Genomic DNA, 25,709 nt, shown 5'->3' with positions numbered 1-25,709 from the left:
TTTATGCCGGTTTCAGACAGCCGATCATGCATTCCCCCCTTTTTTCTGTGGGAGCTCAGAAGTAGGTCAATAGTGATTAGCACCATTAATAGTTAATGTCATTAATTAAAGCTGTGAATGTTTGGACCAATGCAACCAAATGTTAACTTTTAAACTCAAAAAACGGAAAATAAATGACTCAAAACTCCTATAAATCAGCTAAAATAAAAGCAGTGGGTGACAGAAAAATTAACATTTTGGATTTTAAGTATATGTTTGAAACTTCAAAAAAAAATCCCCGAGGCATACACACCTCGGAGAATTTCTTAATTACATACGGCTAACCGCCACTGATACTAAACTAAACCATAATCTTTTGCTAAACCACCAAGACCATCTCTATATCCACTGCCTACCGCTGAGAACTTCCACTCACCTGAATTCCTATATAACTCACCTACGACAACAGCAGTTTCAATTGAGAAATCCTCACCCAGGTCATAACGAATTAGTTCTTGGCCATCCACTTCATTTATAATACGAACATAAGCATTTGAAACTTGTCCGAAGTTTTGATTGCGCTCTGCAGCTTCGTGAATCGTAATAGCAAAAGCAACTTTATCGATACTTGCAGGAACCGTCGATAAATCAATTTTAATTTGCTCGTCATCACCATCGCCAGTACCTGTACGATTGTCACCATTATGTACAACAGATCCATTCTCATTTTCCTTGTTGTTATAATAAACAAAGTTTTTTTCGTTATCAACTTTGCCTGCAGCGTTTGTACAAAATACAGAACAATCAAGATCAAAAGCGCCGCCGCCATCGTATTTATTCGTGTCCCAACCAAGACCTACAAAGATTTTTGCAAGTCCAGGATTAGTTTTTGTAAGATCTACTTTCTGACCTTTAGATAGATTAATTGCCATTGTATGATTACCTCGATTTATTTTATTTTTATTGGTAACGTTCAGCTAAGTAATCAATATGAGCTGCATGAGCTCCTTCGCCAATTGCATTAAATTTCCACTCGCCATTATTACGATATAATTCTCCCGTAATCAGCGCCGTCATAGTAGAGTAATTGTCAGTTAAATTAAACCGAATCAACTCTTGATTATTGGCAGCGTTCACTACTCGGATATAAGCCGATTTAATCATGCCAAAATGCTGGTTTCTTTCATCAGCTTCATAAATGTTTACAACTACAAGAATCTTATGAACATCTGATGGAACTCTGGCAAGATCAATTGCAATTTGTTCATCGTCGCCATGTCCATCGCCTGTCAAATTATCACCAGAATGCACGACAGATTCGCAGTCACTGGCAAGGTTATGAAAACATACAACATTCTCGTCTTTCACTAACTTGCCATGTTCATTAAGAAGAAGTGCAGAAGAATCACAATCAATTTCTGGAGTAGTTTGCTTATGGGAGCCAAATAATCCTTTGGATTCACTTGTCGCTGGATCCCATCCAAGGCCAACTACAAGTTTAGATAAGCCAGTAGTGCCCTTAGTTAAGTCTATTTTTTGACCCTTTACCAGATTAATACTCATTGTCTAGGTCACCTCCTTTCAAGGAAACAAGCGCTTATGAAACTAGTACGACAATACTCTCAAATAGTTCCAAAAAAGAAATAATGTTCATCAAAAAATTTATTAGATATGAGCAAAGCACCTCTAATAGACCGGAACGTTTCCAAAATGGAAAAAAAAATCGCCCTCCACTCAGCCAAATAGGCTAATGGAGCAAGCGATCTTAATGACTGAATTGGGTTCTGTTCCTGGCAATACCTACTGAATGACGATACTATCCAGATTTGGTGCGCTGCCAGTATTATTATAAAATTTAATTGTATTATTCCCTGCATTAAGCTGGATGGAGATCGACGTATTGTAAGTCGTGCTCCAAGAGGTGCCCGTTAATGGATGAGCTGTTCCAGTACCGCCGTTAATGCTTATATAATAGGTCTTGGTGTTGTTGGTTAAATAATTAATTTTCATCGTGTAAGTCCCTGCCGCTGCGACATTAACATTAGCAAAGGTCACATAATTTGTCGTGCCGTTCCCAATATTATTGACCGCATTGCCTGCTGAGCAATAAGAACAACTGGCAATCCCTACCGTTCCGCTCAAGGTTGCCGCTTCCGCCTCATAATTAGTTGCTGTTGGGGTAGGAGTCGGCGTTGGTGTCGCAGTAGGAGTCGGTGTTGCCGTAGGAGTAGGAGTTGCTGTTGGCGTCGGTGTCGGTGTAGATGTGCCAATCGTAATCTGGTATTTTTGATTGTAATCCGCGCTGAATGTAATATTGCCTCCACTTACTGTCGGCGTAAATGCGCTTCCGCTGGGATTACCACTAGAGTCAAGCGGTTGTACACTTGGTGTACCGCTGCTCCACGGATTTTTAATCGTGACAGGCAAACTGATTTGCTGCTTATTCACATTATTAATTTGAATACTGTTTACAGCTCCGCTTGATAAAGCGCTCGATACTTCGAAGCCGCCTTTGGCTAGTAGCCGCTTAAAGGAAGCGTCATTGCTCGTCGGCCAGTCGGGAAATAACTTGATCACGCCGTTCTCCGTTTGCATCAGCATCGAATTCACACCCTCAATGGCTCCAGATGTCTCGATACCGCCTCCGCCTTCAAAAGCTGTAACATTGCTTGCTCTCCACAGCTTGGTTGATGTCGTATTCGTTAGAGATGCCTTGAACTTACTCAACAGATCCGCCGCAGGCCAGCCTAACCTTGCCGCAATCGGCCAAACTTTCGGGAAGCCGTTATGGTTGCTGTATCCCGTTAAAGTCCAAGGATGCATATAGCTTAGCGTATTTGTAGCGGTTTGTTTGTAAGCCGTGTCGGTGCTGACATAAGATTCTCCTGGAAAAACAGAGCCTTCCAATTGAACCGGCTGTCCATCAACATAGATGTATGCGGGAGCAGCATCGTTAGGTCCCATAACCTCCATTAATACATAAACTGGAGTATTCGCCACCCCGTTCACCGTGAAATTCTGGGTAGGGTAAGCAGCGATATGATCGCGCAAGTCCTGCCATTTAGCTACTAGGTTCGCGTCCACACCCAACGTTTGACTCGCATCAATCAGGAATTGGGAATATCTTTTGATAAAACCAATGTCGATGGCAGGATTCAAATCGTCTCCGCCTTCATGTGCCGAGCTGTGCTGGATATCATATTTATAATTCCCGCCGCCAAGATCCACTTTCGTTACATAATCGAGAAAAAACGCTTCAATATTTTTGGCAAGCGGATATAACGTATTTTGCAAATAGGTTTTATCCCCGGTGTACTCGTAATACCAGATTAGCGGCATCACCGCGAAACTGCCATCGGACTTCTGGTCTTGAAGCTTCGTCCAATCTTTGGTTGAAGCAGGTGCATTAATAGAAGGCGCTGTTGTAATTAAATTGTAAGGCGCAAGGCTCCTTTGATACAAAATACCTTTATAACCCGCCGAAGCCGTTTTATTTTGCTGAAATGGCGATTCTTTCACAATCACGTTGCTATAAGGCAATACCGAATCGGAGCGATTGCTGGAAAAAGCTCCATAATACAGCGCCTCCGCATTGTAATTCAAGAAATATCTACCGCCCCAATTAGGTATATCGTTGGTTATCCAGTTGCCCCAAATCGACGGCGGCGTTACGCTGTTCGCTCTGCTGGAAGCCCCCAATACATAAAGTGCGCCAAAATAAAATTTATTCATGACGCTGTCATTCAGATTCACATAGGATTTCATCCAGAAGTCCTTCCACCAGGTTTGGTGTTCGGCTTTCAGCGTTGTGATATTCGCTGCGGTTAAGGCATTCACGCCATTGATCGCATTATTCTTCACGGTAGTTAAAGATGGGGCTGCACCGCCGATACCGATGCCGCTTTTGATAGTCGTAATAAGCTGCACGGTTGTCCCCGGACTCAAAGTAAACGTTCCTTTGGCATCCGCTGTGCCGTCCGTCGTACCGCTGAAGGAGCCCCCTAACAGCTTAGTCGCTACGGCAATTCGCGACTTATAGTCGGAGGCGCCATTCAAATTGTTCTCGCGCGAGACCCAAAGTACTCCGCTCGTAATCCCGCTTGAATAGGGATACGTGCTGTTATTGTCCTGTGAGACGTTGGATATCGTAATTTTATCCGGCACCCATAAATCCGCGTTTATCGTAACAGCGCTGCTCCCAGCTGGACTTGATAACTCGGTAACGAACACGTCGTCCGAATCCGCCGTCCAGGAGGTCATCGTTACGGTCGTACTGCCGAACTGCATGTTCGTGATGACTTGCGCGTTTTGAATATCCTGTTTCATGCTGTAGACCGAAGCTGGATTCGTGCCTGCAGTTGGAGAATTGATCGTTAATCCGCCGGCGGACAAGATAGACGGCTGCCATGATGGAGAATTGGCCGTATCCGTCGGATTCTTAATCGCATTCCCCCAGAAATCGTTCTTGCCAAAATAAAATTTCTGGCTGCTGACGGTATCTCCAGCCACTACACCGATATTGCCGTTGCCTAGAAGCTGACCCGGCGAGTAATTTTTCGTTTGCACGCCGCTAATCGGTGTAGTAACGGTTGGTGAAATGCCAGAGAGCAGGCTCTGAATCGCCGCCCAGTCATCGGCTTGCTCGGAAGCAAATGCTGTAGTCGGACCACTTAATCCTGTCGGTAGAGCAACCGACAACACCAACACTAACAATAACCCCCAGACATAGCCTTTTTGACTTGATTTGAACGTTGACATACTTAAAGCACCTCCTAATTAATTTTTGGGAAGTTCTTCTAAGGTAGCGTTTGCAAATGGGACGGGATAAGAACTCCCTTATTTAACAATAGGTTAAATAACAAATTTAAGCTTCCGAAAATCAGAAATTTGTTATTAAAAATAGCGCACGTTTTGTCGATCACCTTTCATACTAAAACCTGTTCATTTCTGGACCGTACCCGGTGAACAACCCGATATTGGTTTGGCGACATCTGGATATAATTTTTGAACATTCTGTAGAAGCTGGATAAAGTCTCAAAACCCACTTCAAAGCAAATGCTGACAATTTCCTTGTCTGTTTCAACAAGCATTTTTTTGGCCATTTCGATTCGGACCTCCGTCAAATATTGAATCGGCGTAATCGAATACTGCTTTTTAAAAATATTGTTAACATGCCTGGTACTCATGCCCAATTTGATGGAAATATCGTTCGAATGCAGAATTTCAAAGTAATGCGTATCAATATAAAGACGCAGCTTCTCCGCACGCAAGCTGTCCGCATCAATAACGTGCGAAGGCTGCTGCGCCCTTGCAAGCACAAGCAGCAGCTCAGACAATTTGAGCTTCATGGCGAGAAAATTCAACGGATTTCCGCGAGACAGCTCGAACAGCATTTTCCGCAGCAACTGCCGAAGCTCGCTGCCGAGAAATGGATTCAAGCGGATCAAGCTGGAAACGTTGAAAAAGACGGCAAGCAGCTCTTTTTGTACAGAGATGTCCAGCAGTTGTGCATCAAAGGCGAGCACGAGAATCGTCAGATTGGAATCGGATACTACCGCATGCGGCGAGAACGGGACGATCACAACGCCATGGTCCTTGTTGAAATCCAACTGCTTTCCGTCAAGTATAATTTGACCCTCCCCATCCAACGCATATAGAATTTCATGGAAAGGATGGTCATGCTCCATAATCACATCCCCTTCTTCATGTTTGACCTCATACAAATGAATTCCTTGGATGGAGAGATCGATCACTCTACGATTGCTCATTGCGGCGTTCCTCCCGAATCATCAGACATGTCTTGCATAACGCATTTTCAGCAAAGCCAGAACCTCGTCTCCCGGTTGATCCCAAATGGTCTGATTGAATATTTCAACCTCAATCGGTCCATGATACCCTGCCGCTTCCACCGCCTTGCGTATTCGTCTCAGCTCAATCACGCCATCCCCCATCATCCCCCGTCCCATTAACATATCCGGCGTAGGCACGATCCAATCGGAAACGTGAAAACCTAATATACGTCCGCTTGCCCTTTGAATTTGAGGATACAAGTCGGGGTCCCACCATACATGGAACACATCGATAATAACGCCAACCTGCTGCGGCGTAAATTTCTCGGCCATAGCATTTGCTTGGGCTAAAGTAACGACCACCGATCGTTCTGCGGCAAACATCGGATGCAGCGGCTCGATCCCCAATCTAATTCCATAAGACTGAGCAAAAGGGACAAGCTCAGCAATACCTTCCTCCACCCATTGCCGTGCGCTGTCTATATCTCGGTCAGGAGCAGCCCCGCAAACCAGCACCAACACCTCAGCACCCAGCTCGGCAGCCTCTTCGATAGCACGGCGATTATCGTCTAGCTTGGCCCGGCGCTCATCCGCGCTCGCCGCCGGAAACATTCCCCCTCGGCACAGGCTGGATACGCTTAATCCAGCGTCACGTACTAACCGCTTGCTTTCAGCAAGGCCTGTTTCGGTTACTTTGTGCCGCCATAAGCCGATCCAAGGGATTCCCGCTCGGGCGCTTCCCTCAACCGCTTCCTTCAAGCTCCAGCGCTCCGTTGTGATTTGATTTAAACTGAGGCGTTCTTTTGAATCGAATGCTTCCATTGATTTCTCCTCCTGAGGACAGTTTAAGTCAACCTTTCACCGCACCTGAAAGCATACCTGACACAATATAACGTTGCCCAAATAAATACACGATGACAATCGGCAGCGTGGTCAGCACGATTGCCGCGCATACTAGATTCCAGCTGGATATATAGGTGCCATAAAAGTTATAAACGGCCAGTGTCATCGGGTTATTCGTCGATTTGTTAAATACATATAGGGGCAGAATAAAGTCATTCCAAGCATTCATGAAATTAATCAGCAGCGAAGTAATCGTCACCGGCATAAGCAGCGGATATTGAATCCGAAAAAAAAGCTGCCACGCGTTGCTACCATCAATCACCGCCGATTCGTCCATTTCTCGTGGGACGGAATGAATGAATCCGTAATAGAGAAAGACGGTAAAGGGCATCATCAATGCCGAATAAAGTAAAATGATTCCTTGAAACGTATTCATGATATGCAAGGATTGCATAATCTTAATCGTAGGTATCATATTGACAGGTGCGATCAAGCCGACGATAAAATAGTAATACAGCATTTTATTAAGCTTTGTTCTTCTTCTGGACAGAACAAAAGCCCCCATGGCGGACGCGATATTCGTAAGCAGTACCGAACCGACGGTAATGATCATACTATTTTTAAAAGCGCGGATCATTTTCCCTTCTTTTATAACTGTCGCGTAATTATTAAATTGAATGTGTTTAGGAAAGCTGAGATTCATTGAATCCGCTTCTGCCGATGTTTTCACTGAATTAATAACGACCAAAAATAAAGGAATTAATATGACTAACGTGAGCAACCATACCGAAATTTCCTTGACTATTTTCATTCGCTAACCTCCGACCGCCTGGACAGCAGGCTTAGCGTAGAGAGCGCAATCAAGGTAGTCATTAAAAACAGGATAATACCAATGGCTGTCGCTGAGCCGTAACGCCCAGAAGAAAACTCTCTGAAAACAGCGGTGTTCAGAACCTCCGTCGTATTGCCGGGACCACCTTTGGTAAGGACAAAGATGAGATCAAATACCTTAAAACCGTTGATGAGATTCAAAATCAGATTAATCGTAATCGCAGGCATGATAAGGGGCAGTGTAATATGAATGAGCTGCTGCCATTTGCTTGAACCGTCTATGGAAGCCGCCTCGTAATAAGAACGCGAGATGGTTTGCAAGCCGGCCAAATAAATAATCATATTAAAGCCGATAAACTTCCATGTTTCTACCGAAACAACGGAAAGCATGGCGAATTTTACATCTACCAGCCAAGCATGCTTCCAACTCTCCAGTCCGATATAGCCTAGGAAATTGTTGATTAAGCCATGGCTCGGATCGAATACCGAGGAAAAAATCAACCCGATTATCAGAGGAGAGATCGTGACGGGCAAATAAAAGATCGATCGGAGCACATTTTTCGTGCGGAGTCCTTCGTTCAACAGCAAAGCTAAAGATAAGCCCAGCAAATTTTTCAACAGTGTAGTCGACAATGCAAATTCAAAAGTATGTGAAATATATTCCCAATAAAGCGCGCGATCTTTCAACATATCCCTGAAATTATCCAGCCCAATAAAGCGCATGTTTTCGTTATACGTATTCCAGTCGGTCAGAGCGTAGTAAAAGCTGAATAAACTTGGGGTAAAGTACAGAAGTGTATAAATGCCTACCGGTAATATTAGAAAATATAATGGGTAAATCTTCTTAGTATTCATATCGCCCCTGCTTCCTCTTAGCCATATGTCAGTAAAGTCAGAAGGACAAGCGGCGCCGGTGAACGCTGGAATATGCTTTTTTTGCTCACCGGCGAACCCGCTTTGATGTCCATCCAATTATTTGGCAGTTGCTTTGAAAGATTTTTCTCTGTTGTCGTCCAATTTTTTCAAGACATCTAACGGTGTTAATTTGCCAAACAACATGTCTTGCATCGCCTTGGCGATGATTGCCCCCGAATCCCCGTAGAATTTGACGGAGTCGTTTAAATCAATAAGCTGGGAGCTGGCAATGGATTGTACGCTTTGCAGAGCTTGCGTTGCAGGTGCAACTTCTATTCCTTTAAAAGAAATCGGGCCTAAATCTTTGCGCTCCGTATAGTATGCTTTTAAATTGTCCTGACTGGATAGAAAAGCGAAATATTGACGAATCGAATCGATGTTTTTCGTTTCTTTATTCACAACACGGATAATCCCTCCGGCAGAATGGCCGAATGTTGTATTGTCCCCCATTGGAACCGGGAACATCTTCCATTTATCCGCCCCCGAGTTCGGGAACTTCGCCAATACTTCCTGTTGATAGGTCGTATAGACGAGATTCATCGCGTATTTTCCAGACCCCATAGCTTCATAGCCTTTGGTCCATTCGTTCGATAAAGCGTCTTTGCCGAAGTACCCCTTTTTGTTCATCTCATTGTATTGACCCAGACCGGTTGCCAACACTTTGCTGTCGGCAAATTTCCCTGTATTGTTATTCAATTTATCGATGAATCCCGGATCTTCTTTGACCGCAGCTCCAGCCAATTCCTGCAGCCAGATTGGCAGATGCCATTCATCTTTGGCATTTTCGAAAATCGGTGTGATGCCATTCTTTAGAAGCGTATCGCAAATTTGCGTAAACTCTGCATACGTTTTTGGCGGTTGCAAGTTGTACTTGGCAAAAATATCCGTATTGTAAAGCAAGCCCCAACCATCAACAGACCATGTGTTGAATCCGTAGATCTTGCCGCCAATGCTTGCTCCCGCTTTGGCCCAGTCTGTATAATTGGCTGCCCAAGGCTCGTTCGATAAGTCCATAAAATTCTTTTCCGGCTGAAAGCTGTCAATTCCGATGCCGCTCGCCATATAGAGGATGTCCGGCGCTTCTTTTGTCGCAATCTTGGTTTTGAGAATATTGATATACTGATCATCCGGATTCACCTGAAAATCAATTTTTATGCCTGTTTTTTGTGTGAATTGATCAGCAAGCTTACGGTCAATGTCTTTAATCCAGTTTTGAGAAGCACCAACTGTAATCGTTACATCCTTTTTGGCTGCCTCCGGCTTTGCTGTTGGTGCTTGCGTTGCGGCTGTACTTTCTGCTGGTTTCACTGAGCTTGCCGGATCTTTGGAACTACTGCCGCAGCCTGAGATCACAAGTGAAAATGTCGATATACAGGTAAGCATCACTAGAAGAGATTTTTTCAATGTTCATTCCCCCTAAGCTTTTTTCAGACTATTTCTCGTCTGCCTCTGAATTATAAAGCGTTTTCATTTTATCTTCGATGCACAAAACGCGCTAGTTGCGATGGACTTTTTTCACCTTATTATTCACCTTGCAGCTTCATTCCTTCACTGTAGTCCGATAGATTTTGTCCAGTCATATTCTTGAAGATGCGGCTGAAATAATGTGAATCCGGGTAACCAACGATCGCCCCAATTTCTTTAAAGCTTAACTCTGGATGCTGCTGTATCAAGCGCTTGGCCTCGTCCATACGCAGCGAGATTAAGTATTTAATTGGTGTCATATGCTTGTATTTTTTGAAAATTTTCGTTAAGTAGGAGGAGTCGAAATTGAATTTTGCCGCAATATCCTCCAGCGTGATCGGATGGGCAAAGTTTGTCTTCAAGTAGCTCTCGATTGAATGGGTCAACTCCTCAGCACCTTCCGAAAGATGCTCCTCATTTAGAAAGGCTGTGTTTTCTAAAAGGGTCAGAATTCTCTCGGAAATGCTCGGGAAATTGGCAGCCGTATAGAGGGTATTCAGCATATCGTACTCCAGATGGAATATTTCCTCATCAGAGAAATGAATCGCCTGCTGATGGACAATTTGAATGAGATGCTGCAATTTTTTCTCGATCCATTTTTGCGGGTAAGCCTCCACGGTCCAATGCTCGAATAAGCTGCACAGCTCCTTGTTAAAGTTCACTCTTTTATTTCCTTGGATGAAAGAGACCAGCTTGTGCTGGGTGTTGGGATCGATCCATGCCGACGGTAAATCCCTTACTTTGCCGGTGTTCGAGAAGATAGCCGACCTACCGGGAGCGAGCCCTCTTTCCATGGCGACTCTCAATCCTTGTGAGGTGCTCCACAATTTCTCCAGTTTTGCAGGCTCCGCTGCATGAACGATGGTGACGGGATAAGGCTCTACTTGCTCGCGAACTGCTGCCAGCAAAGCATCAGCACAAACAAGAGGCTGCTGCATGACCGCTTCCTCTGTTTTGATCACAAGATACTTGCCGTGAAAGGGCAGTTGGTCCACCAGCCACCAGTCTTCTGCGTCTCCAAGCAAGGTTGGAATGGCTTTGCTTCTGTTCACCTTCATCCATAAATGATCAAAAAATCCGGCTAGTCCAGACGAATAAGATGTATTCGCCAAGTGCCCGATTTGAATTAGAAAAAGCTTAAAAACACTGCCTTGCAAAGCTGCATGCTGTGGAAGGATCTCTCCTGTTTGAAGAGCGGAATGCACTTGTTCCTTTTCGGAAAATGCTTTTTCTTGATCTAGCTGAGCGCATATGCGGGATAGCGTTTTTTTAATATCATCAGCATCAAGCGGCTTAAGCAGGAAGTCTCTGGCTCCGTAGCGGAGCGCCTGCTGGGCATAATCGAATTCGTCATGCCCGCTGATGACAACAATCTGAATGCGTGGATATTTGCTGGAAACTTGCTCAATCAATTCAATTCCGTTCATCTGCGGCATTTGAATGTCCGTAAAAAGCACCTGCGGCCGCAAGGCTTCAATCACATCCAAAGCTTCTTTTCCGTTCTCAGCATACAGAATTTCAAACTGATCCGTGGCATTTTCAATTTTCGCGGCGATATTTCTCATGATCAGGGGTTCGTCTTCCGCTATAAGAATTCGGTAGGACCCCTTCGTGTTTGCTCTCATCCTGCCAGTTCCTCCTCTGATGGTTTAGAATCTTGGACCGATTGCCGAATCAAGCCGCCTATCACTATCCATGCCCCGCCTTCCGGGTGGTTGGAGGCTTCAAAAATGGCTTCTTCTCCGTACAAAAGCTGTAGTCTTTCAGCAATGTTTTTGAGTCCCAACCCTTTTCCCTGCGATTCCTGAGCATACAAATTCAGCTTTGGCTGGGACAAGGCTTGCAGTGCTTCAGGGGTAAAGCCTCCGCCGTAATCGCGGATATGGATCGTCCACTTCTCCCCATCCGTTCTTCCTGTCAACTCGATCTTCCAAGGCGGCGCAACATGAATGCCGTATTTCATACAGTTTTCCACGATCGGTTGAATGATTAGAATCGGCACGGCAATCTCCATCATGGCTGGATCGACATCAATTTGAAATCTTAGCTTCTCGCCATATCGAATCTGCATCAATGTCAAATAGCTTGCAGCATATGCCACTTCATCCGACATGGTTACGTTCCTCGCATGATTGGATAAGATGTAGCGCAGCATTTTCGAAAGATGCTTGCATACCTTTACGATATCGTGATCCTCCTTCTCCTCGGCCATGATGCTGATCAGCGTAATCGTGTTATAGAGAAAGTGAGGATTCATCTGCGACTGCAAGGCAACCATTCGGGCCTGCATTTCCTGTGAACGCGATTGGATGACTTCTTCAATAGAATCCTGTAGTCGAATGCACATTCGCTTGAACGACGTGTTCAGAATATCCAGTTCATTCAAACTGGTGTTGCTTTCAATCTGTGATGATGGCAGCAGTGTATCGACCCGCAGCGCGCGAATGGATTTGTGCATTTCCTTTATAGGTGACGTCAACCCCCTCGCAACGAAGAACGAGACGATTAAGGTTATGAGCAGCAAGCCGAACACAGCGATAAACATCGAATTGCGAAACGTCACCACAGGCTGAAGCAGCACATTTTCCGACTCTACGGCCACAACAATCCAATTCGTATAGTCCGAATGCGTATAAGCCATAATTTCACGCTGCTTATTAAGCGGATTGTTAATCGTAGAGGTGCCAGTCGCCAGGTTCTCTCTTTGCAACTGCTTCCAGTAGAGCTCCGGATAAGCGTTGGGCCGATTGCTATAAGGATAGATCAGATTCCCTGCCTGATTATAAATATAAATCGATTTATTTGCACTGGCCCCGCCATTAGGCTCAGCCATAAGCTTTCCGATCAAATTAGCCATAACGGTGTAGCTTTGTTGGATTTCCAAAATGCCCTGCTGCTTACCGCCCAGAGCCCACGAGAAGACACGAGCCAAAGAAATAACCGTCTTGCCCGAGCTGTCCCAATCATCTGAATGAGGCGGCGAAATCACTTTCGCACCATCGGCAGCAAGCGTATCTTGGACCCATGCCATATTGTTCATCTTCCCGCCTGGGAAAAGCTTGCTGACGGAATTATTGCCAGTTCCGAAAAAGCGCCCATTCATATCGAAAAGATTAATTTGCCAATCCAATTGAATCGGCCCCATAATCGAAAAAATATAATCGTTCATTTTTCTAACATTGTAAGAAGAAATCGTTGGGTCGACCGGATTATCTTCTTCAAAAAATAATTGCTTGATGTCGTCTGAGAAAATGACCTTGACAGCAGCGTTGTCGATGTTTTGAATTAACGAATCGAGCTGTGTGGAAATATACGTCGTCGATTGAAAAATAGATTCCGAATCTCTTTTACTTAAAATGTCTGAGACATAGTAATAAAATGAAATCGCTGCAATGGCTACGATGGCCGTGATGAGGATGGAATACGTTACGAATAACTTAAACTGAATGGATCTGAACTTTAGCATCGACACCATCCTCCCCTTTTTCAAACCGCCTGTAAACTGATTTTCACACAAAAACGGATAAACTTGCAAGACTATTAAGGCTGAGGATAAGCAATTAAGCTGAACTGGAGAAATCTAAAGCCAACGTGTTGTAGGTACTTTATGTTTCCTTAGAAGAATGTGCTAATATAAGGATAGGCAGACTCTTTATCTGCCAATGCTAGCGCACAGAGATTTCCAAAAAATTTAATTTGGGAGGTTATAATATGGATGATTATTTTTTGGTTAAAGACGGTAGAATTGTACGCTGGGACGGACTAATATTAGGGGGAAGCAAGATCCGCGCCGATGAGCTAATAGAATCTTTTGGACGTAAGGCTTTAGATGAAATCGAACAATTCGGGTTTTACACCATAAAGAAATCCTAACGAACCTAACCATTAGCATAAAGGAGGCTGCCATTTGTAATGGCAGCCTCCTTTACGTATGTTCATCTATAATTCCCTGTTGCATTCCAGCCGCAAGACATTTAATTAGATATTTCGACGATGGCTTGATAGGACGCCGAATCCTGAACGGATTTGATCATGTAGGACGCCAAATCCGCCCGCGAAATACCCTGCGCCTTCGTCAAATGTTGATTAAGCGCCGTCCGGTATGCCCCCGACAACGGTCCATTCGTTAGTCGCGGAGGGCGAATGACGGTCCAGATTAGCCCGGATTTCCGCAGCTTCTCTTCCATCCGAGCCATATCTTCGTAAGCGTATTTAAACATCGGTTGAATGACGAAACGGATCGTTTGCCGCACCATCCACGGCATATCATCAGGTATCTTTAAACCGGAGGAGGACAAGCCGATGAATCGGCGCACTCCCGCCTCCCCCATCGCTTTAATGATATTTTCCGTTCCTTCAGAGTAAACGGTCGTCGGCTTGCGATGATTGACGCCGAGCGCGGATATCACTGCATCTTGACCAATGATCCGCTTACTGAACGACGATAAGTCGAGCACGTCCCCCTGGATAACTTCCAACCTTTCGCTTCCAATATTGACGGCTTCGGGTTTCCGCGCGATGACGGTGACTTCGTGCCCCAACTCAATAGCTTGAGTCACGACTTGGCGGCCGGTTCCTCCCGTAGCTCCGAATACGACGATTTTCATCTCTCTTTGCCCCCGCTAAGGCATTCGATAACACTACGAACGATCGCAATGTGTCCATCGATCGAGGGATGGACACCATCCGGGCCCATATATTTCGGCTGCGCTTGTTGCCCGAAAACCGCTTGCGTGTCTACGACCGGATCGGACATGCCGCGCATCATTTCGCCAATGGCGATGATGTCTTCGTTTCTCCAGCTGAGGTGCCCCATCTGGAAATACGGATACGCAGCTGCTCGCGCTTCATCGAAAGTCGGTGGCGTCATCCATACCCAGCGGGATTGGCTTCTCGCCGCAGCAATTCGCCGAATCTCATGCAGATTTTTGGCCGTTTCCTCGGCGCTCACTTGCGTTTTGGCAGATTCTGGACCGACCCTCATGGCATCGTTGCCTCCGATCAAACAAAGGATCCAATCCGGTTGTTTGCTGACGATTCCGTTAATTCGGCTAAGTACTTGGGTGGATGTATTCCCGGAGATTCCTTCGTTGATCAGACGAATTCCATCCTGCGGCCTTTGCCGTTCAAGCAGGTGGCGAAGAATTTCGAACCACGAAAGCAAGTCGTCTGTCGTGCTCTCGCCCACTCCGATAACAGTTTCGCCTGCTTTGAACGGCAAATTATCGACGAGAGCAGCAAAATCGGAATTTTCAAGCAGATGCTCTGCCACCTCTTTCGCTTGTTGAATCAATTGTGCTTTAACGAGCAGGTACGTATCCACGTCCATGCCATAAATTGCTGCCAAAACCTTGTCGTCCAGGTGGCGCGCATAAGTCAATACTTTCTCGGGATGCTGTGATTGAATCAGTTTAACCCATTGCGGATTCAAATGAGTTTCCATGGTATTCGATTCTCCTTTTGCAATTAATTATACCGTTTTGACCGAACCCCAGAACAGCAGCAATGCGATTACCGGATGCAACGCCGCAATTATCCCGGTCGACGAGAAAACTTGGATAGACAGAAACTGAAACACGACAAGCACGAACAGTCCAAGACTCACCCAACGTTTAGGACCCTTAATTCTACCGACGAATGTCAGCAGGAACATAAGCAAGGGAGCCAAAGCGAAAATTTTGACGAACGACTTATGCGTCTCCCAACTGGAAGTATCCGCGAAAGTGGCTATTCCGGCGATAAAGACTTGTGCCACGATACAGACCAGAAATGTCCAAGCCATTACTTTGAATATGAATCCCCAGACTTGCATGCGCTTTTCCTCCCTCCTACTCTGATTCGCATATTGACATAGCTAATGATAACTGATGATTATCACCAAACACCGAGTGAATAAGTCACAAAACGCTCAACATCTGGTATCATTCCGCTCAATTGAGACACGGGCCTGAGGGGATATGCTATAATGGTGCCAATTCAGGGCTTTCTGGGCCAATTTGGAGGAAACAGCAGCCATATGAAACAAACGATAATGATTGTCGATGACGATAAAGAAATCGCGGAATTAATGAGGGATTATCTCGAAGACGAACAGTTCGAAGTGGTGGAAGCATATAACGCTGTTCAAGCGATTGAAGCAATAGAGCGCAGCCAAGTCGACTGTATTTTACTGGACGTAATGATGCCCGGCCAGAGCGGGCTGGATCTTTGCAGGCAAATTCGGAAAACGCAAGATACACCGATCCTATTCCTTAGTGCGCGCGGCGATGACATGGACAAAATCAGAGGACTCAGCTTGGGTAGCGACGATTATATCGTGAAATCTGCAACACCCGAAGAAGTTGTCGCCCGCATTAAAGCCGTACTCCGCCGTTACGGCAGACAGGATAAAAAAACCAAGCTCGAACTGGACTTCGGCCGGCTCATCCTGGACGTCATGGCTCATGAAGTGAGAATTGATGGGGTTCCTGTATCGATGACGCCCAAGGAGTTCGATATTCTTTGCTTGTTCGCTGAGTACCCCCGCCAAGTTTTCACCTACGAGCAATTACTGCAGCGATTCTGGGAAGGGATCGGAGACAAGCATTCTGTGACCGTTCATATCGGTAGAATCCGCGAAAAAATCGAAGAAGACCCGAAAAAACCGGTATACATCGCCAACGTCTGGGGCGTCGGTTATCGTTTCGAGGGGGGCACGCGATGAAACCGCTCCGCATCCGTCAGTGGATGGTGATTGGCATGCTTATCGTACTCATCCTTCCGCAATTGTTTTATGAAATCCCTGGCCTATTCGATAAGTATGTATTAGAAAATGCTAAATTTTCGCGCCAGCAGGAAGCCATGAATGGCTTGATCCGCGAAGTCGGCGAAGCGGATGTCATTCGCTGGCGCGATCCAGACTGGCAGGCTGAAATCGAAAAAAAGACCGCTGCTTCAGATTCGGGTATCGTCTTGCTCGATGCTTCAGGACGTGAAATTTACCGTTCCGTCCCCCCGCGATCAGAGTCGACTGCTCAGCGAGAATTAAGCGTAATGGATCAAGGTCAACTGCGGGGAAAAGCTCTGTTCTACGCGCCCAAACAAAGGAGCGAATTAGCGACGGCGTTCGCCTTATTCGCGGGAGTATTCGCCATTCTGTTCATTGGCTTCCAGATGGCCCGCGTCGTCGTGAAGCCTTTGGAAGCCATGGGCCTCGCGGCCAGACGAATCGCCAGCGGAGATTTGGAATTCCAACTGCCTGAGTCTACGGTTAAAGAGGTGGCGGACGTACGCGGCGCTTTTCAAGTGATGGGCACGAGCCTCCGGGAATCGCTCATTCGCCAGTCCGAACTGGAAGCGGAGCGACGGTTCTTCATCAGTTCAATCGCGCATGACTTAAGGACCCCGTTATTCGCGTTGCGTGGGTTTTTGAAGAGACTGGAAAGCGGTGCCAATCCGGAGAAGGCAGCGAGATATACCGCCATATGCAGCAAAAAAGCCGAGCAATTGGAACGTCTCGTGTCCGATCTTTTTTCATACGGACAGATGTCTTCCTTAGAGCAATTGCTGCGGCTGAAGCCGCTGGACATCGGCGAATTGTTCGAGGATATTACGGCGGATTATTTGCCCCTGGCTTGGGAAAAAGAAATTAAATTGACGTACGAGGCTCCGGCGGAGAACATCGTGATTCAGGGCGACGCCCATCTGCTGCGGCGTGCGATCGGAAACCTGATCGATAACGCCCTTCACTATTCTCCAGCGAACAGCAATTTGATGATCCGCTTGCGCAGGGAGGATTCACGAGCCCACTTTACCGTCGAAGATACCGGACCCGGAATTCCCGAGCAACAACTGCCCCATATTTTTGATGCGTTCTACCGGGGGGACGACTCGAGAAACCTAGAGTACGGCGGCAGCGGGCTTGGACTTACGATTGCTCGACGAATTGTGAGGGCGCACAACGGTGATCTTGTGGCTGGGAATCGCAGTCAAGGGGGCAGCGTCTTTACCGGTTGGATCGGATAAACTTAAAATCCTCAACCTTTACTGTGCCTTCAACACTAACAAGCATGCGTTTTCCAAATTTAACATGGTGAACACTCACCTTTATGTAAGTACCTGTACTAAAAGTGCATACTTACATATTCGCAGCAACATCTTTATACTCAAAAAAGGAAATAGATAAGAATTAAGGAGGAAAAGTCATTGAAAACTCTTGTTGTGGTAACTCACCCAAGCATAGAAACATCCATAATTAATAAGCGATGGGTAGAAGAACTCAAGAAATATCCGGAAAAGTATACGGTTCACCAACTGCAGGAGGCATACCCTGATGGACACATAGACGTGGAAAAGGAACAAAAATTGATTGAATCACATGGAAATCTAGTTTTGCAGTTCCCTATATTTTGGTTTAATTGTCCACCATTCCTTAAAAAATGGCTTGACGATGTTTTAACTTATGGTTGGGCTTATGGTTCACATGGAGGCGATAAATTAAAGAATCGCAAAGTTGCCTTAGCTGTTTCTGCCGGAATTAAGGAAGAAAATTATAATCAAGAGAGAAAATATCGCCATACACTTGCTCATTTATTGTCACCTTTTGAATCTACCTTCCTGTACTGCAATGCAAATTATCGTTCGTTCTTTGCGTTTTATGGTACGGAGAATGAGCCTGGTGAAAATGTGCCTGGTGCAGAAAATGAGCAACCTTCAAGCGAACTAGTAAAAAGCGCACAAGATTATTTGAAATTTGTTGATAACCTCTAACAGGCAGCTTTATTTATAAAGCTTAGCTATACCTTATGCTGTAAAACGTCCAGCGTTGGAGGACTGTTTTTCTCTCCCCATTCGCACATCATATTTAATAATGGAAGGAGAGAAAGACCACGCTCTGATAACGAATATTCAACTTTTGGAGGTATCTGTGGGAATTCTTTACGTATAATAAGCCCATCTGCCTCCAGCTCCTTTAACATGATACTTAACGTTTTAAAGGAAATACTACCGATACTTCGCTTCAACTCATTATGCCGCATAACTTTATTATCAGACAGCTTATACATAATGATCATTTTATATTTACCGCCTATCAAAGACAACGTATATCCAAAACCGGTATCTTTTAATTCCACGCCAGTCGGAACACAGGTTTCGAGCATAAGTTACACACTCCTTTTTAGTAAAATAACCCACAGCACGTGCTGTGGGTCTGAGTATTTAGGTTGATTCATTTAGAGCCTTTCATCGACTTGTGATTTGTTCCCTTCCTGATTTTCTTTCCATAAAGGGCCGATGTATGTTTCTAATGTGTTAACAATAACATCTCTCTGGTTCTCAGTGACATTTCCAATATCATTTGCAAAATCATTTCTGAGTCGTATGAGCACAAATAATGGTGGTAATTCCGTCTCACGGAAAGCTTTAATCATGGATTCTTCTTGTGGTGTAATATCCATAAAGCACCTCTTCCTTTCCCGATAGATGATACGGACAAATATTAAATTGTATCTTCTCAACTTATTCTAAACCCTGACGTTAGCGTTAGGGTCAAGATGAAATAAGGCCCAGCTCCCGCAATTAACTGAACTAACTGCGGGAGTAGCCTTTTGTTTATATCTATTCAGGTGTCGACCATGTTTTCTAGTTATCGTTCCTATAGCGGAACTGGGGTACGCTATGTAGGCATAAATCTATTATTTAAGGGTATTAGCGGAACTACAGGGTCTTATTCTCACGATAAACGAAGAATTTTCTCGCCAATCCGCAACATAGCGCACTGTAGTTCCCTCTAGCCTATTTAAATGTCACTTTTTACTTAAATAGCGGCTTGTAGTTCCCACTTGGCGACTCGCTTCGCTAAACTGACTATTTACGTTGGGTTTGCAGACACCCTAATCATTTAATCCCTTCCCATCGAGTATTCGCTGCATACATTTTTCAACCCTGGACTCTCGCGTTTTGGATTGTTTAGGATCAGAAAAATGAAGAAGGTAAGCTCTTTGCCGTCCGGGCGTCAATGCTTCAAAAGCCGTTTTCAAAGCCGGGATTTCATCGAGCTTATTTTGAAATTCATCAGGCATTGTGAATTCTGTACTCTTTTTAAAATTGACTTCCAATCCGGCTTTTTCAACTTCAATAGCTTCATATATATAGTCTTTTAGGATGGCTTCCATTGCAGCTATTTCTCGAACATCCGTGAACCGAATCTGACGCGCCGCCTGTACATTCTCCGTTTGTTGGATTAGGATGCCATGGGCATCTTTTAACAAGGCGCCTTTGTGAAACAAGAGAGCACAGTATTGTTTAAATCCATGTATTAAAACAATGTTTTTATTCTGAAACGTGTAACAAGGATGCATCCACTTAAATTCTTCGGTCAGCTCACAGTCAAGAACAATATTTCTCAACTTCTCATATTCTTCTTTCCATGTTTTAGCCTTATTTAAAAAACCATCAACCTTAGGATTCAAATTACTAGTTGTCATCAGAGCCCCCCTTTTTTTCTTGTCACTTATTTCAAATAATTATTTCAAGTATTTTCCTGTAATCGACTGTTCCGCATGGATGATCTGCGGGGGAGTACCCTCGAATACGACTTGGCCGCCCTTGCTGCCTCCATCTGGTCCCATATCGATAATCCAATCCGCTTGGCTAATCACATCGAGGTTGTGCTCGATGACGATCACTGTATTTCCGGCATCCACGAGGCGGTTCATGATCTCCAGAAGATGACCGATATCTGACATATGCAGGCCGGTCGTCGGCTCGTCCATTACATAGATGCTGCCTTTCTTATGCAACTCGCTTGCCAGCTTGATGCGCTGACATTCACCACCGGAGAGTGTGCTAAGCGGCTGGCCGAGTGTAATATAGTTCAGTCCCACATCACTCATCGCCTGAAGCTTGCGAGCAACTTCTTTTAGCTCAAAAAAATTCAATGCCTGCTCCACAGTCATCTCCAGCACTTCTGCAATTGACTTGCCGTTCAGCTTGTACGCAAGCACTTCTTCCTTAAAGCGTCTGCCTCCGCATACTTCGCATGGCAGCTTCACGCTGTCGAGGAATGCAAGATCCGTGTACACAACTCCCAGCCCTTGGCAGTTCTCGCATGCCCCTTTGGAGTTGAAGCTGAACAAGCCTTGATTGACCTTGTTCGCGGCAGCAAACGCCTTGCGCACATCATCCATAATACCTGTGTAAGTGGCAGGATTCGAACGGGTTGACACTCCTACCGCCGATTGGTCGATAACGATTGCTTCCGGATGCTTGCTAAGGAATACATCGTTAATCAGCGTACTCTTGCCTGAGCCAGCGACACCCGCAACTACAGTCAGCACGCCAGTTGGAATATCTACACTCACGTTCTGCAGGTTGTGAAGGTTGGCATCCCTGATCGGCAGTTTGCCAGATGGCTGCCTGCAATCAGACTTCAACTGGAGCGGCCGCTTCATATGAGTGCCAGTCAATGTGCCTGCTTCCAGCAAGCCTTGGTAGCTGCCTTCATACATGATCGTACCGCCGCGGCTGCCAGCATGAGGCCCGACATCGACAATATGATCCGCCAGCTTGATCACATCGGGATCATGCTCGACGACTATCACGGTATTGCCCTTGTCGCGCAGCTTCTGCAGCAAGCCATTTAACCGGTGTACGTCGCGGGGGTGCAAGCCAACACTTGGCTCATCGAAGATATACGTAACATCCACCAGACTACCGCTTAGATGCTTCACCATCTTGACGCGCTGCGACTCGCCGCCGGACAAGGTATCCGTCTCACGGTCCAGCGTCAAATAGTCAAGTCCGATATCCACCAGATGTTGCAGCCGTTCTGTCAGCGATTTGATGACCGGCGCGGCGATAGAATCGTCGATCTCCCGAATGATGCGGATGAGCTGCCCGACCTCCATCGATGCAAGCTCCGCAATGTTGCGTCCATTGATCCTGCAGCCCAGCGCAGCCTGACTGAGTCTCGCACCTCGGCAACTTGAGCAAGGCCCCTCGCAGATGTACGGCGCGACAGCTTGTTGCGTACGCTCAGACTTGGTCTTCACATCCTGCTTGATGTACTTGTTCGTGAACTTCTCGATGATGCCTTCTATTGTGATATTCACTGCCTTCCCGGCGAACTGCATCTCCACTTTCCTAGCTTTGCCGTACAGCAATTGTTCTAGCTCATCATCTGAATAATCGTTCAACTTCTTCTCAGGGTCGAAGAACCCCGCTTGCACGATCATCGACCAATCCATGCTGTTTACCGCATAGCCGGGCAACAGAATGGCCCCTTCATTCAGCGACATTGACGTATCCACCGCCTTGCTCATGTCGACGGACAGTCTGCGACCGATCCCATTGCACTCGGGACACATACCTTGCGGATCGTTGAAAGAGAACATGTTCGCTTGTCCAACATAGGGCTGACCTACTCGGGAGAAGAGAAGCCGGAGAATCGGAGAGATATCGGTAATCGTACCCATCGTGGAATGAGAACCGCCGCCCAACCGCTTCTGGTCCACAATTACAGCCATACTCAGGTTCTCGATCGCGTCCGTATCCGGCTGGGGATAGCGTGGCAGGAAATTGCGCACGAATAAGCTGAAATTCTCATTCAGCAATCGCGTAGACTCTGCGGCGATCGTATCGAAGACAATCGATGACTTGCCGGATCCGGATACCCCGGTGAAAATTGTGATTTTCCGCTTGGGAATGCGCAAGGATACGTTCTTGAGATTGTTTTCCCTCGCACCCGAGATGACAATATATTCCTGATTAGATTCGCTCATATTCAACATCCTTCCGATCGTGTTAATTTCGACTAATATTCCTATTGTACCATTAATAAACCGGCTGCAAACTACATGCAGCCGGTTTATGTTAATTCAAGTCTATCGATTTCGATTATTGTATGAGCATCTTTTCTAGCTCACCTAACCAGTTAGTCCAACCATGCTTAGCCCCACCTAGTGCTTGAGCGTTGAAGAATCCGGTTTGTTCGATATGTAGGTTAGCCTTCCCGCGTCCCTTGGCGATGAGCCACCCCAAGCGACAAGTCCAAGTAAGGGAACTCAGGGACGCTATTTAGACAAATAGCGGAGATGCTAGGGGAGAAGCGGAACTACAGGGTCTTATTTCCACGCAATGAGCTAATTTTTCCATCAAACAGCAAAATAGCGTACTGCAGTTCCCTCTCCCTCGCAATAATGCCACTTTTTGCTATAATAGCGTACTGTAGTTCCCTTTATCTCCGTGCGAGGCAGCTTAAAGAAGTGATTTTAGGACAATAGCAATGGCATCAATAAAACCGCTCCCCATCTTTTGACTTAATCATCTCGCCTGCTATTCTCGCTATCGTTTACGCGATCTCCAATGATTCATTCAAAGTTACCCCCTGTTCGATCAAATATTTTTTGATAATGGCAGCAATCGCATGCTGCTCATGATGAATGGTGATGTCATCAGCCATCTTTTTCAAATCGGGATGCGCATTCTCAACGGCATACCCCATATCAGCGCTTTCCATAAGAGAGATGTCGTTTAGATTATCGCCTACAGCCATTGTATAAGCATTTTCTATAGACAGAATACGCAAAAGTTCTTGCAAGGCATTTCCCTTTGATACATTGGGAGGCAGTATCTCTAGATAATTCCACTCCGAATATACGATTTCATTAGGCATACCATGGTCATGAACGAGCTGCTCTACAGCCTTCAGCAAACCAAGATCGGAGGAAATTAGCAGCAGCTTTGTAATCCTGTCCATAACCATATTCTCAGTAAGCAGTGAACACTTAACTTGATCCTTCTCTTCATGTTTCTTTACAATCTCATTCCGATTAGGGGTATATACTTGGCCGTCTCGATAGACGAATAAACCTACATCAATCGTCAAACTGCTTACAATTTGCTGCCACAGCTCCTGCAATAAGGGAAGATGCTTATCGTAAAGTACTTCTTCTGTAATTGGATTGTAAATTCTAGCGCCATTGTAAAGTATTACCGGCACGTCTAGGTCCAATTCTTTAATAAATGGCATAACAGCTGCTTCCATTCTTCCCGTCGCTAAAGTAAAGATTCCGCCAAGCTCACGGAAAATTCGAATTGCCGCCAAATTTTGCTGGCTAATTTGCTGATCCTTATTCAGTAGGGTCCCGTCAAGGTCTGAAACAAATAATGTTTGATTCACCAGTCTTTCGCCACCTATCCATCTTATTGATTTTGAGGATAAAACAGATATGCATCCTTGGGATGTTATTTTCTCCAGCACACTCTTCGCTAAGCGCATTTTCACATTGGCAATTTGGTAGGCAAATCCGAGCGAGTCATCCAAGACCCAACTTCACTAAATGGCACCGTTCCTTCCCCTTTACCGTCGGCTTCCCCTGCCATCCCGCGTTTTTCGTGCCATTCAGCACGATGCCAAACTTCTCCTTATAGGCTTTCGCCATATCATCGGAATTAGCGACAAAAGCGACGAACATATCCATCTGTGCGGGCGATTGCAGAGGATCAACCATCAACACTCGATTTTTCCACTCCGGTGTGGTCAAACCCCACCAATTCGAAAGCGGCAGCGTCTTATTCTGCTCAGTGTTATAGAACAATGTGCGAAATTCCAGGTAAGGCACAAATGCGATGCACTTGCTTCTCTAAGGCTCATGAATTTTCTCTGCAATATCTGTTCACGGATCACCTTATCCATAATGGCGTTAGACTTGAGATCGAAACATTTCTATCAACTAGAGGATTCCCGCAGCCCCTCTCGTAGTTAAGTTACTCATTTTATAACTGAGGTGCAGGTTTCCCTAATGATAAGCTTGGTAGGCAACAATATCGATTGCGCAGTCAATATGTTCTCCGTTAACATCTGTAGAAGTACTTCAGCCGCCTTACGACCCATTTCCTTCCTCGGCTGAGCAACAGTCGTTAGTTTAATCCAGTGAAGATCCGAAACTTCCAAATTATCAAAGCCAATAACACTCATACGCTCTGGCACAGATAGTTTGTGTTCTGCTAACCACTCCAAGGCGCCGATACCCAGCAAGTCGTTTGCCGCGAATACAGCTGTCATGGACGGGTAATCTTCCATCAACTTGCCCATAGCTCGGTACCCGCATGCGATGGTTCGTCCGTCCCATACGATGCCATTCGGATCAGGCTCCAATCCGCTTTTCTTCAGACGATCCACATAACCACGATATCGTTCCTGACCTGTAAACGAATACGGCGGCATCCCCATAAACCCGATTCGAGAATGTCCCAGTGAGAGTAAATAATCCATCGCGTTATAAGCACCCTCATAATGATCAACGTCGACATAAGGCATATCCAAATCTTGCGGAGGTCTCCTGCGCAGGAATACAACAGGAATTTCCAAGCGACGCAGAATATCTAAGGCTTCTTCATCCAAAAAATCTGGCGTGACAATGATACCATCCATCTTACGTTCCATTACGCTGGTTAGAAATCTCTTCTCTTTCTCTAGCCTTCGTGAGGTATTCACATACACGACTTGATAGCCATTGTCCGATAGGACCTCTTCAACATCGTGCGCCATGGCAGAGAAGAAGGGATCCGTAATATCAGGAATCATCAATCCTATCGTATTCGATTTGCGACTAATCAAGCTTCTGGCCACCGCGTTCGGTGTGTAATTGATTCGTTTCATCGCTTCCAGCACTTCATTCTTCGTATCCTGTTTAATATCTGGATGATTATTTAATGCTCTTGAAACAGTGGATACGGATACACCCAAATATTTGGCTACATCTTTGATTGTTGGCATAGTTATAAATCCCCTTTGGCAACGATTCCGGTAACGTTACCAAAATTGTATGACATCGTCCATTGTCATGTCAACTGAAGCTGATGGCCGTAAGCTAAATGAGACTGCCGAATAACTTAGCGGCAGCC

Annotated in this window: 24 protein-coding genes; 4 read left to right on the top strand and 20 right to left on the bottom strand. The window is 45.5% G+C overall.

The genetic code is table 11. From position 1 onward, the window contains the following. Positions 1-335: 335 nt before the first annotated feature. The 10 genes from LOZ80_RS11125 to LOZ80_RS11080 form a co-directional block, all read right to left on the bottom strand. Positions 336-911 (bottom strand): TerD family protein, encoded by a 576-nt coding sequence (locus LOZ80_RS11125; protein ID WP_238171493.1) that lies wholly within the window; start codon positions 909-911, stop codon positions 336-338. Positions 912-939: 28 nt separating this feature from the next. Further along, on the bottom strand, positions 940-1,542 hold the full coding sequence (locus LOZ80_RS11120; protein WP_238171492.1) for a TerD family protein: 603 nt from the start codon (positions 1,540-1,542) through the stop codon (positions 940-942). Between the two features lie 237 nt (positions 1,543-1,779). Continuing rightward, on the bottom strand, positions 1,780-4,737 hold the full coding sequence (locus LOZ80_RS11115; protein WP_238171491.1) for a glycosyl hydrolase family 95 catalytic domain-containing protein: 2,958 nt from the start codon (positions 4,735-4,737) through the stop codon (positions 1,780-1,782). 167 nt (positions 4,738-4,904) lie between these two features. Continuing rightward, a complete protein-coding gene (locus LOZ80_RS11110; protein ID WP_238171490.1) occupies positions 4,905-5,747 on the bottom strand; it encodes a helix-turn-helix transcriptional regulator in 843 nt (280 codons plus the stop codon). A gap of 21 nt (positions 5,748-5,768) precedes the next feature. After that, on the bottom strand, positions 5,769-6,590 hold the full coding sequence (locus LOZ80_RS11105) for a sugar phosphate isomerase/epimerase family protein (RefSeq protein WP_238171489.1): 822 nt from the start codon (positions 6,588-6,590) through the stop codon (positions 5,769-5,771). Between the two features lie 28 nt (positions 6,591-6,618). Then, positions 6,619-7,422, bottom strand: coding sequence for a carbohydrate ABC transporter permease (locus LOZ80_RS11100; protein WP_238171488.1), 804 nt, complete (start codon positions 7,420-7,422; stop codon positions 6,619-6,621). Then, positions 7,419-8,297 (bottom strand): carbohydrate ABC transporter permease, encoded by an 879-nt coding sequence (locus LOZ80_RS11095; RefSeq protein ID WP_238171487.1) that lies wholly within the window; start codon positions 8,295-8,297, stop codon positions 7,419-7,421. The genes LOZ80_RS11100 and LOZ80_RS11095 overlap by 4 nt, the downstream gene beginning before the upstream one ends. Positions 8,298-8,414: 117 nt before the next feature. Beyond that, positions 8,415-9,761 carry an ABC transporter substrate-binding protein gene (locus LOZ80_RS11090; protein ID WP_238171486.1) on the bottom strand — a complete coding sequence of 449 codons (1,347 nt, stop codon included), beginning with the start codon at positions 9,759-9,761 and terminating at the stop codon, positions 8,415-8,417. Between the two features lie 119 nt (positions 9,762-9,880). Further along, positions 9,881-11,446 carry a response regulator gene (locus tag LOZ80_RS11085; RefSeq protein WP_238171485.1) on the bottom strand — a complete coding sequence of 522 codons (1,566 nt, stop codon included), beginning with the start codon at positions 11,444-11,446 and terminating at the stop codon, positions 9,881-9,883. Further along, a complete protein-coding gene (locus tag LOZ80_RS11080) occupies positions 11,443-13,287 on the bottom strand; it encodes a cache domain-containing sensor histidine kinase (protein ID WP_238171484.1) in 1,845 nt (614 codons plus the stop codon). The genes LOZ80_RS11085 and LOZ80_RS11080 overlap by 4 nt, the downstream gene beginning before the upstream one ends. A 245-nt stretch (positions 13,288-13,532) precedes the next feature. Here LOZ80_RS11080 and LOZ80_RS11075 point away from each other — a divergent pair, with 245 nt between their 5' ends. After that, entirely contained in the window at positions 13,533-13,694 is a 162-nt protein-coding gene (locus LOZ80_RS11075; RefSeq protein WP_238171483.1) for a hypothetical protein, read from the top strand. Positions 13,695-13,795: 101 nt separating this feature from the next. On the opposite strand, the gene LOZ80_RS11070 is transcribed toward LOZ80_RS11075, so the two are convergent. Genes LOZ80_RS11070 through LOZ80_RS11060 form a run of 3 tightly spaced genes read right to left on the bottom strand, consistent with a single transcriptional unit; the run spans position 13,796 to position 15,633 of the window. Next, a complete protein-coding gene (locus LOZ80_RS11070; protein WP_238171482.1) occupies positions 13,796-14,428 on the bottom strand; it encodes an NAD(P)-dependent oxidoreductase in 633 nt (210 codons plus the stop codon). Continuing rightward, positions 14,425-15,264 carry an SGNH/GDSL hydrolase family protein gene (locus tag LOZ80_RS11065; RefSeq protein ID WP_238171481.1) on the bottom strand — a complete coding sequence of 280 codons (840 nt, stop codon included), beginning with the start codon at positions 15,262-15,264 and terminating at the stop codon, positions 14,425-14,427. The genes LOZ80_RS11070 and LOZ80_RS11065 overlap by 4 nt, the downstream gene beginning before the upstream one ends. 27 nt (positions 15,265-15,291) lie before the next feature. After that, positions 15,292-15,633 (bottom strand): DUF6220 domain-containing protein, encoded by a 342-nt coding sequence (locus tag LOZ80_RS11060; protein WP_238171480.1) that lies wholly within the window; start codon positions 15,631-15,633, stop codon positions 15,292-15,294. 204 nt (positions 15,634-15,837) lie between these two features. Between LOZ80_RS11060 and LOZ80_RS11055 the strand changes: the two genes are divergently transcribed. The 3 genes from LOZ80_RS11055 (at position 15,838) to LOZ80_RS11045 (ending at position 18,569) form a co-directional block, all read left to right on the top strand. Further along, on the top strand, positions 15,838-16,524 hold the full coding sequence (locus LOZ80_RS11055; protein ID WP_238171479.1) for a response regulator transcription factor: 687 nt from the start codon (positions 15,838-15,840) through the stop codon (positions 16,522-16,524). Beyond that, positions 16,521-17,825, top strand: a complete 1,305-nt coding sequence (locus tag LOZ80_RS11050; protein WP_238171478.1) for a sensor histidine kinase — start codon at positions 16,521-16,523, stop codon at positions 17,823-17,825. Before LOZ80_RS11055 ends, LOZ80_RS11050 begins: the two co-directional genes overlap by 4 nt. Before the next feature lie 180 nt (positions 17,826-18,005). Next, positions 18,006-18,569: an NAD(P)H-dependent oxidoreductase gene (locus LOZ80_RS11045; protein ID WP_238171477.1), complete on the top strand. Its 564-nt coding sequence runs from the start codon at positions 18,006-18,008 to the stop codon at positions 18,567-18,569. Positions 18,570-18,595: 26 nt separating this feature from the next. Here LOZ80_RS11045 and LOZ80_RS11040 read toward each other — a convergent pair whose 3' ends face one another. The 7 genes from LOZ80_RS11040 to LOZ80_RS11005 form a co-directional block, all read right to left on the bottom strand. Beyond that, positions 18,596-18,961: a winged helix-turn-helix transcriptional regulator gene (locus LOZ80_RS11040; protein ID WP_238171476.1), complete on the bottom strand. Its 366-nt coding sequence runs from the start codon at positions 18,959-18,961 to the stop codon at positions 18,596-18,598. A 72-nt stretch (positions 18,962-19,033) separates the two neighbouring features. Further along, complete coding sequence (locus LOZ80_RS11035; protein WP_238171475.1) at positions 19,034-19,258, bottom strand: hypothetical protein; 225 nt, start codon at positions 19,256-19,258, stop codon at positions 19,034-19,036. 435 nt (positions 19,259-19,693) lie between these two features. Continuing rightward, positions 19,694-20,287 carry a YdeI/OmpD-associated family protein gene (locus LOZ80_RS11030; protein WP_238171474.1) on the bottom strand — a complete coding sequence of 198 codons (594 nt, stop codon included), beginning with the start codon at positions 20,285-20,287 and terminating at the stop codon, positions 19,694-19,696. Between the two features lie 39 nt (positions 20,288-20,326). After that, entirely contained in the window at positions 20,327-22,582 is a 2,256-nt protein-coding gene (locus tag LOZ80_RS11025) for an ATP-binding cassette domain-containing protein (RefSeq protein ID WP_238171473.1), read from the bottom strand. A gap of 569 nt (positions 22,583-23,151) precedes the next feature. Beyond that, on the bottom strand, positions 23,152-23,982 hold the full coding sequence (locus LOZ80_RS11015) for a Cof-type HAD-IIB family hydrolase (protein WP_238171472.1): 831 nt from the start codon (positions 23,980-23,982) through the stop codon (positions 23,152-23,154). 136 nt (positions 23,983-24,118) lie between these two features. Continuing rightward, a complete protein-coding gene (locus tag LOZ80_RS11010; protein ID WP_238171471.1) occupies positions 24,119-24,400 on the bottom strand; it encodes a type 2 periplasmic-binding domain-containing protein in 282 nt (93 codons plus the stop codon). A gap of 173 nt (positions 24,401-24,573) precedes the next feature. Next, positions 24,574-25,581: a LacI family DNA-binding transcriptional regulator gene (locus LOZ80_RS11005; protein WP_238171470.1), complete on the bottom strand. Its 1,008-nt coding sequence runs from the start codon at positions 25,579-25,581 to the stop codon at positions 24,574-24,576. Positions 25,582-25,709 lie beyond the last annotated feature (128 nt).

It is taken from the genome of Paenibacillus sp. HWE-109 (assembly GCF_022163125.1).
In the GTDB taxonomy this organism is placed as follows: domain Bacteria; phylum Bacillota; class Bacilli; order Paenibacillales; family NBRC-103111; genus Paenibacillus_E.
This window is presented reverse-complemented; position numbering and strand designations above follow the sequence as displayed.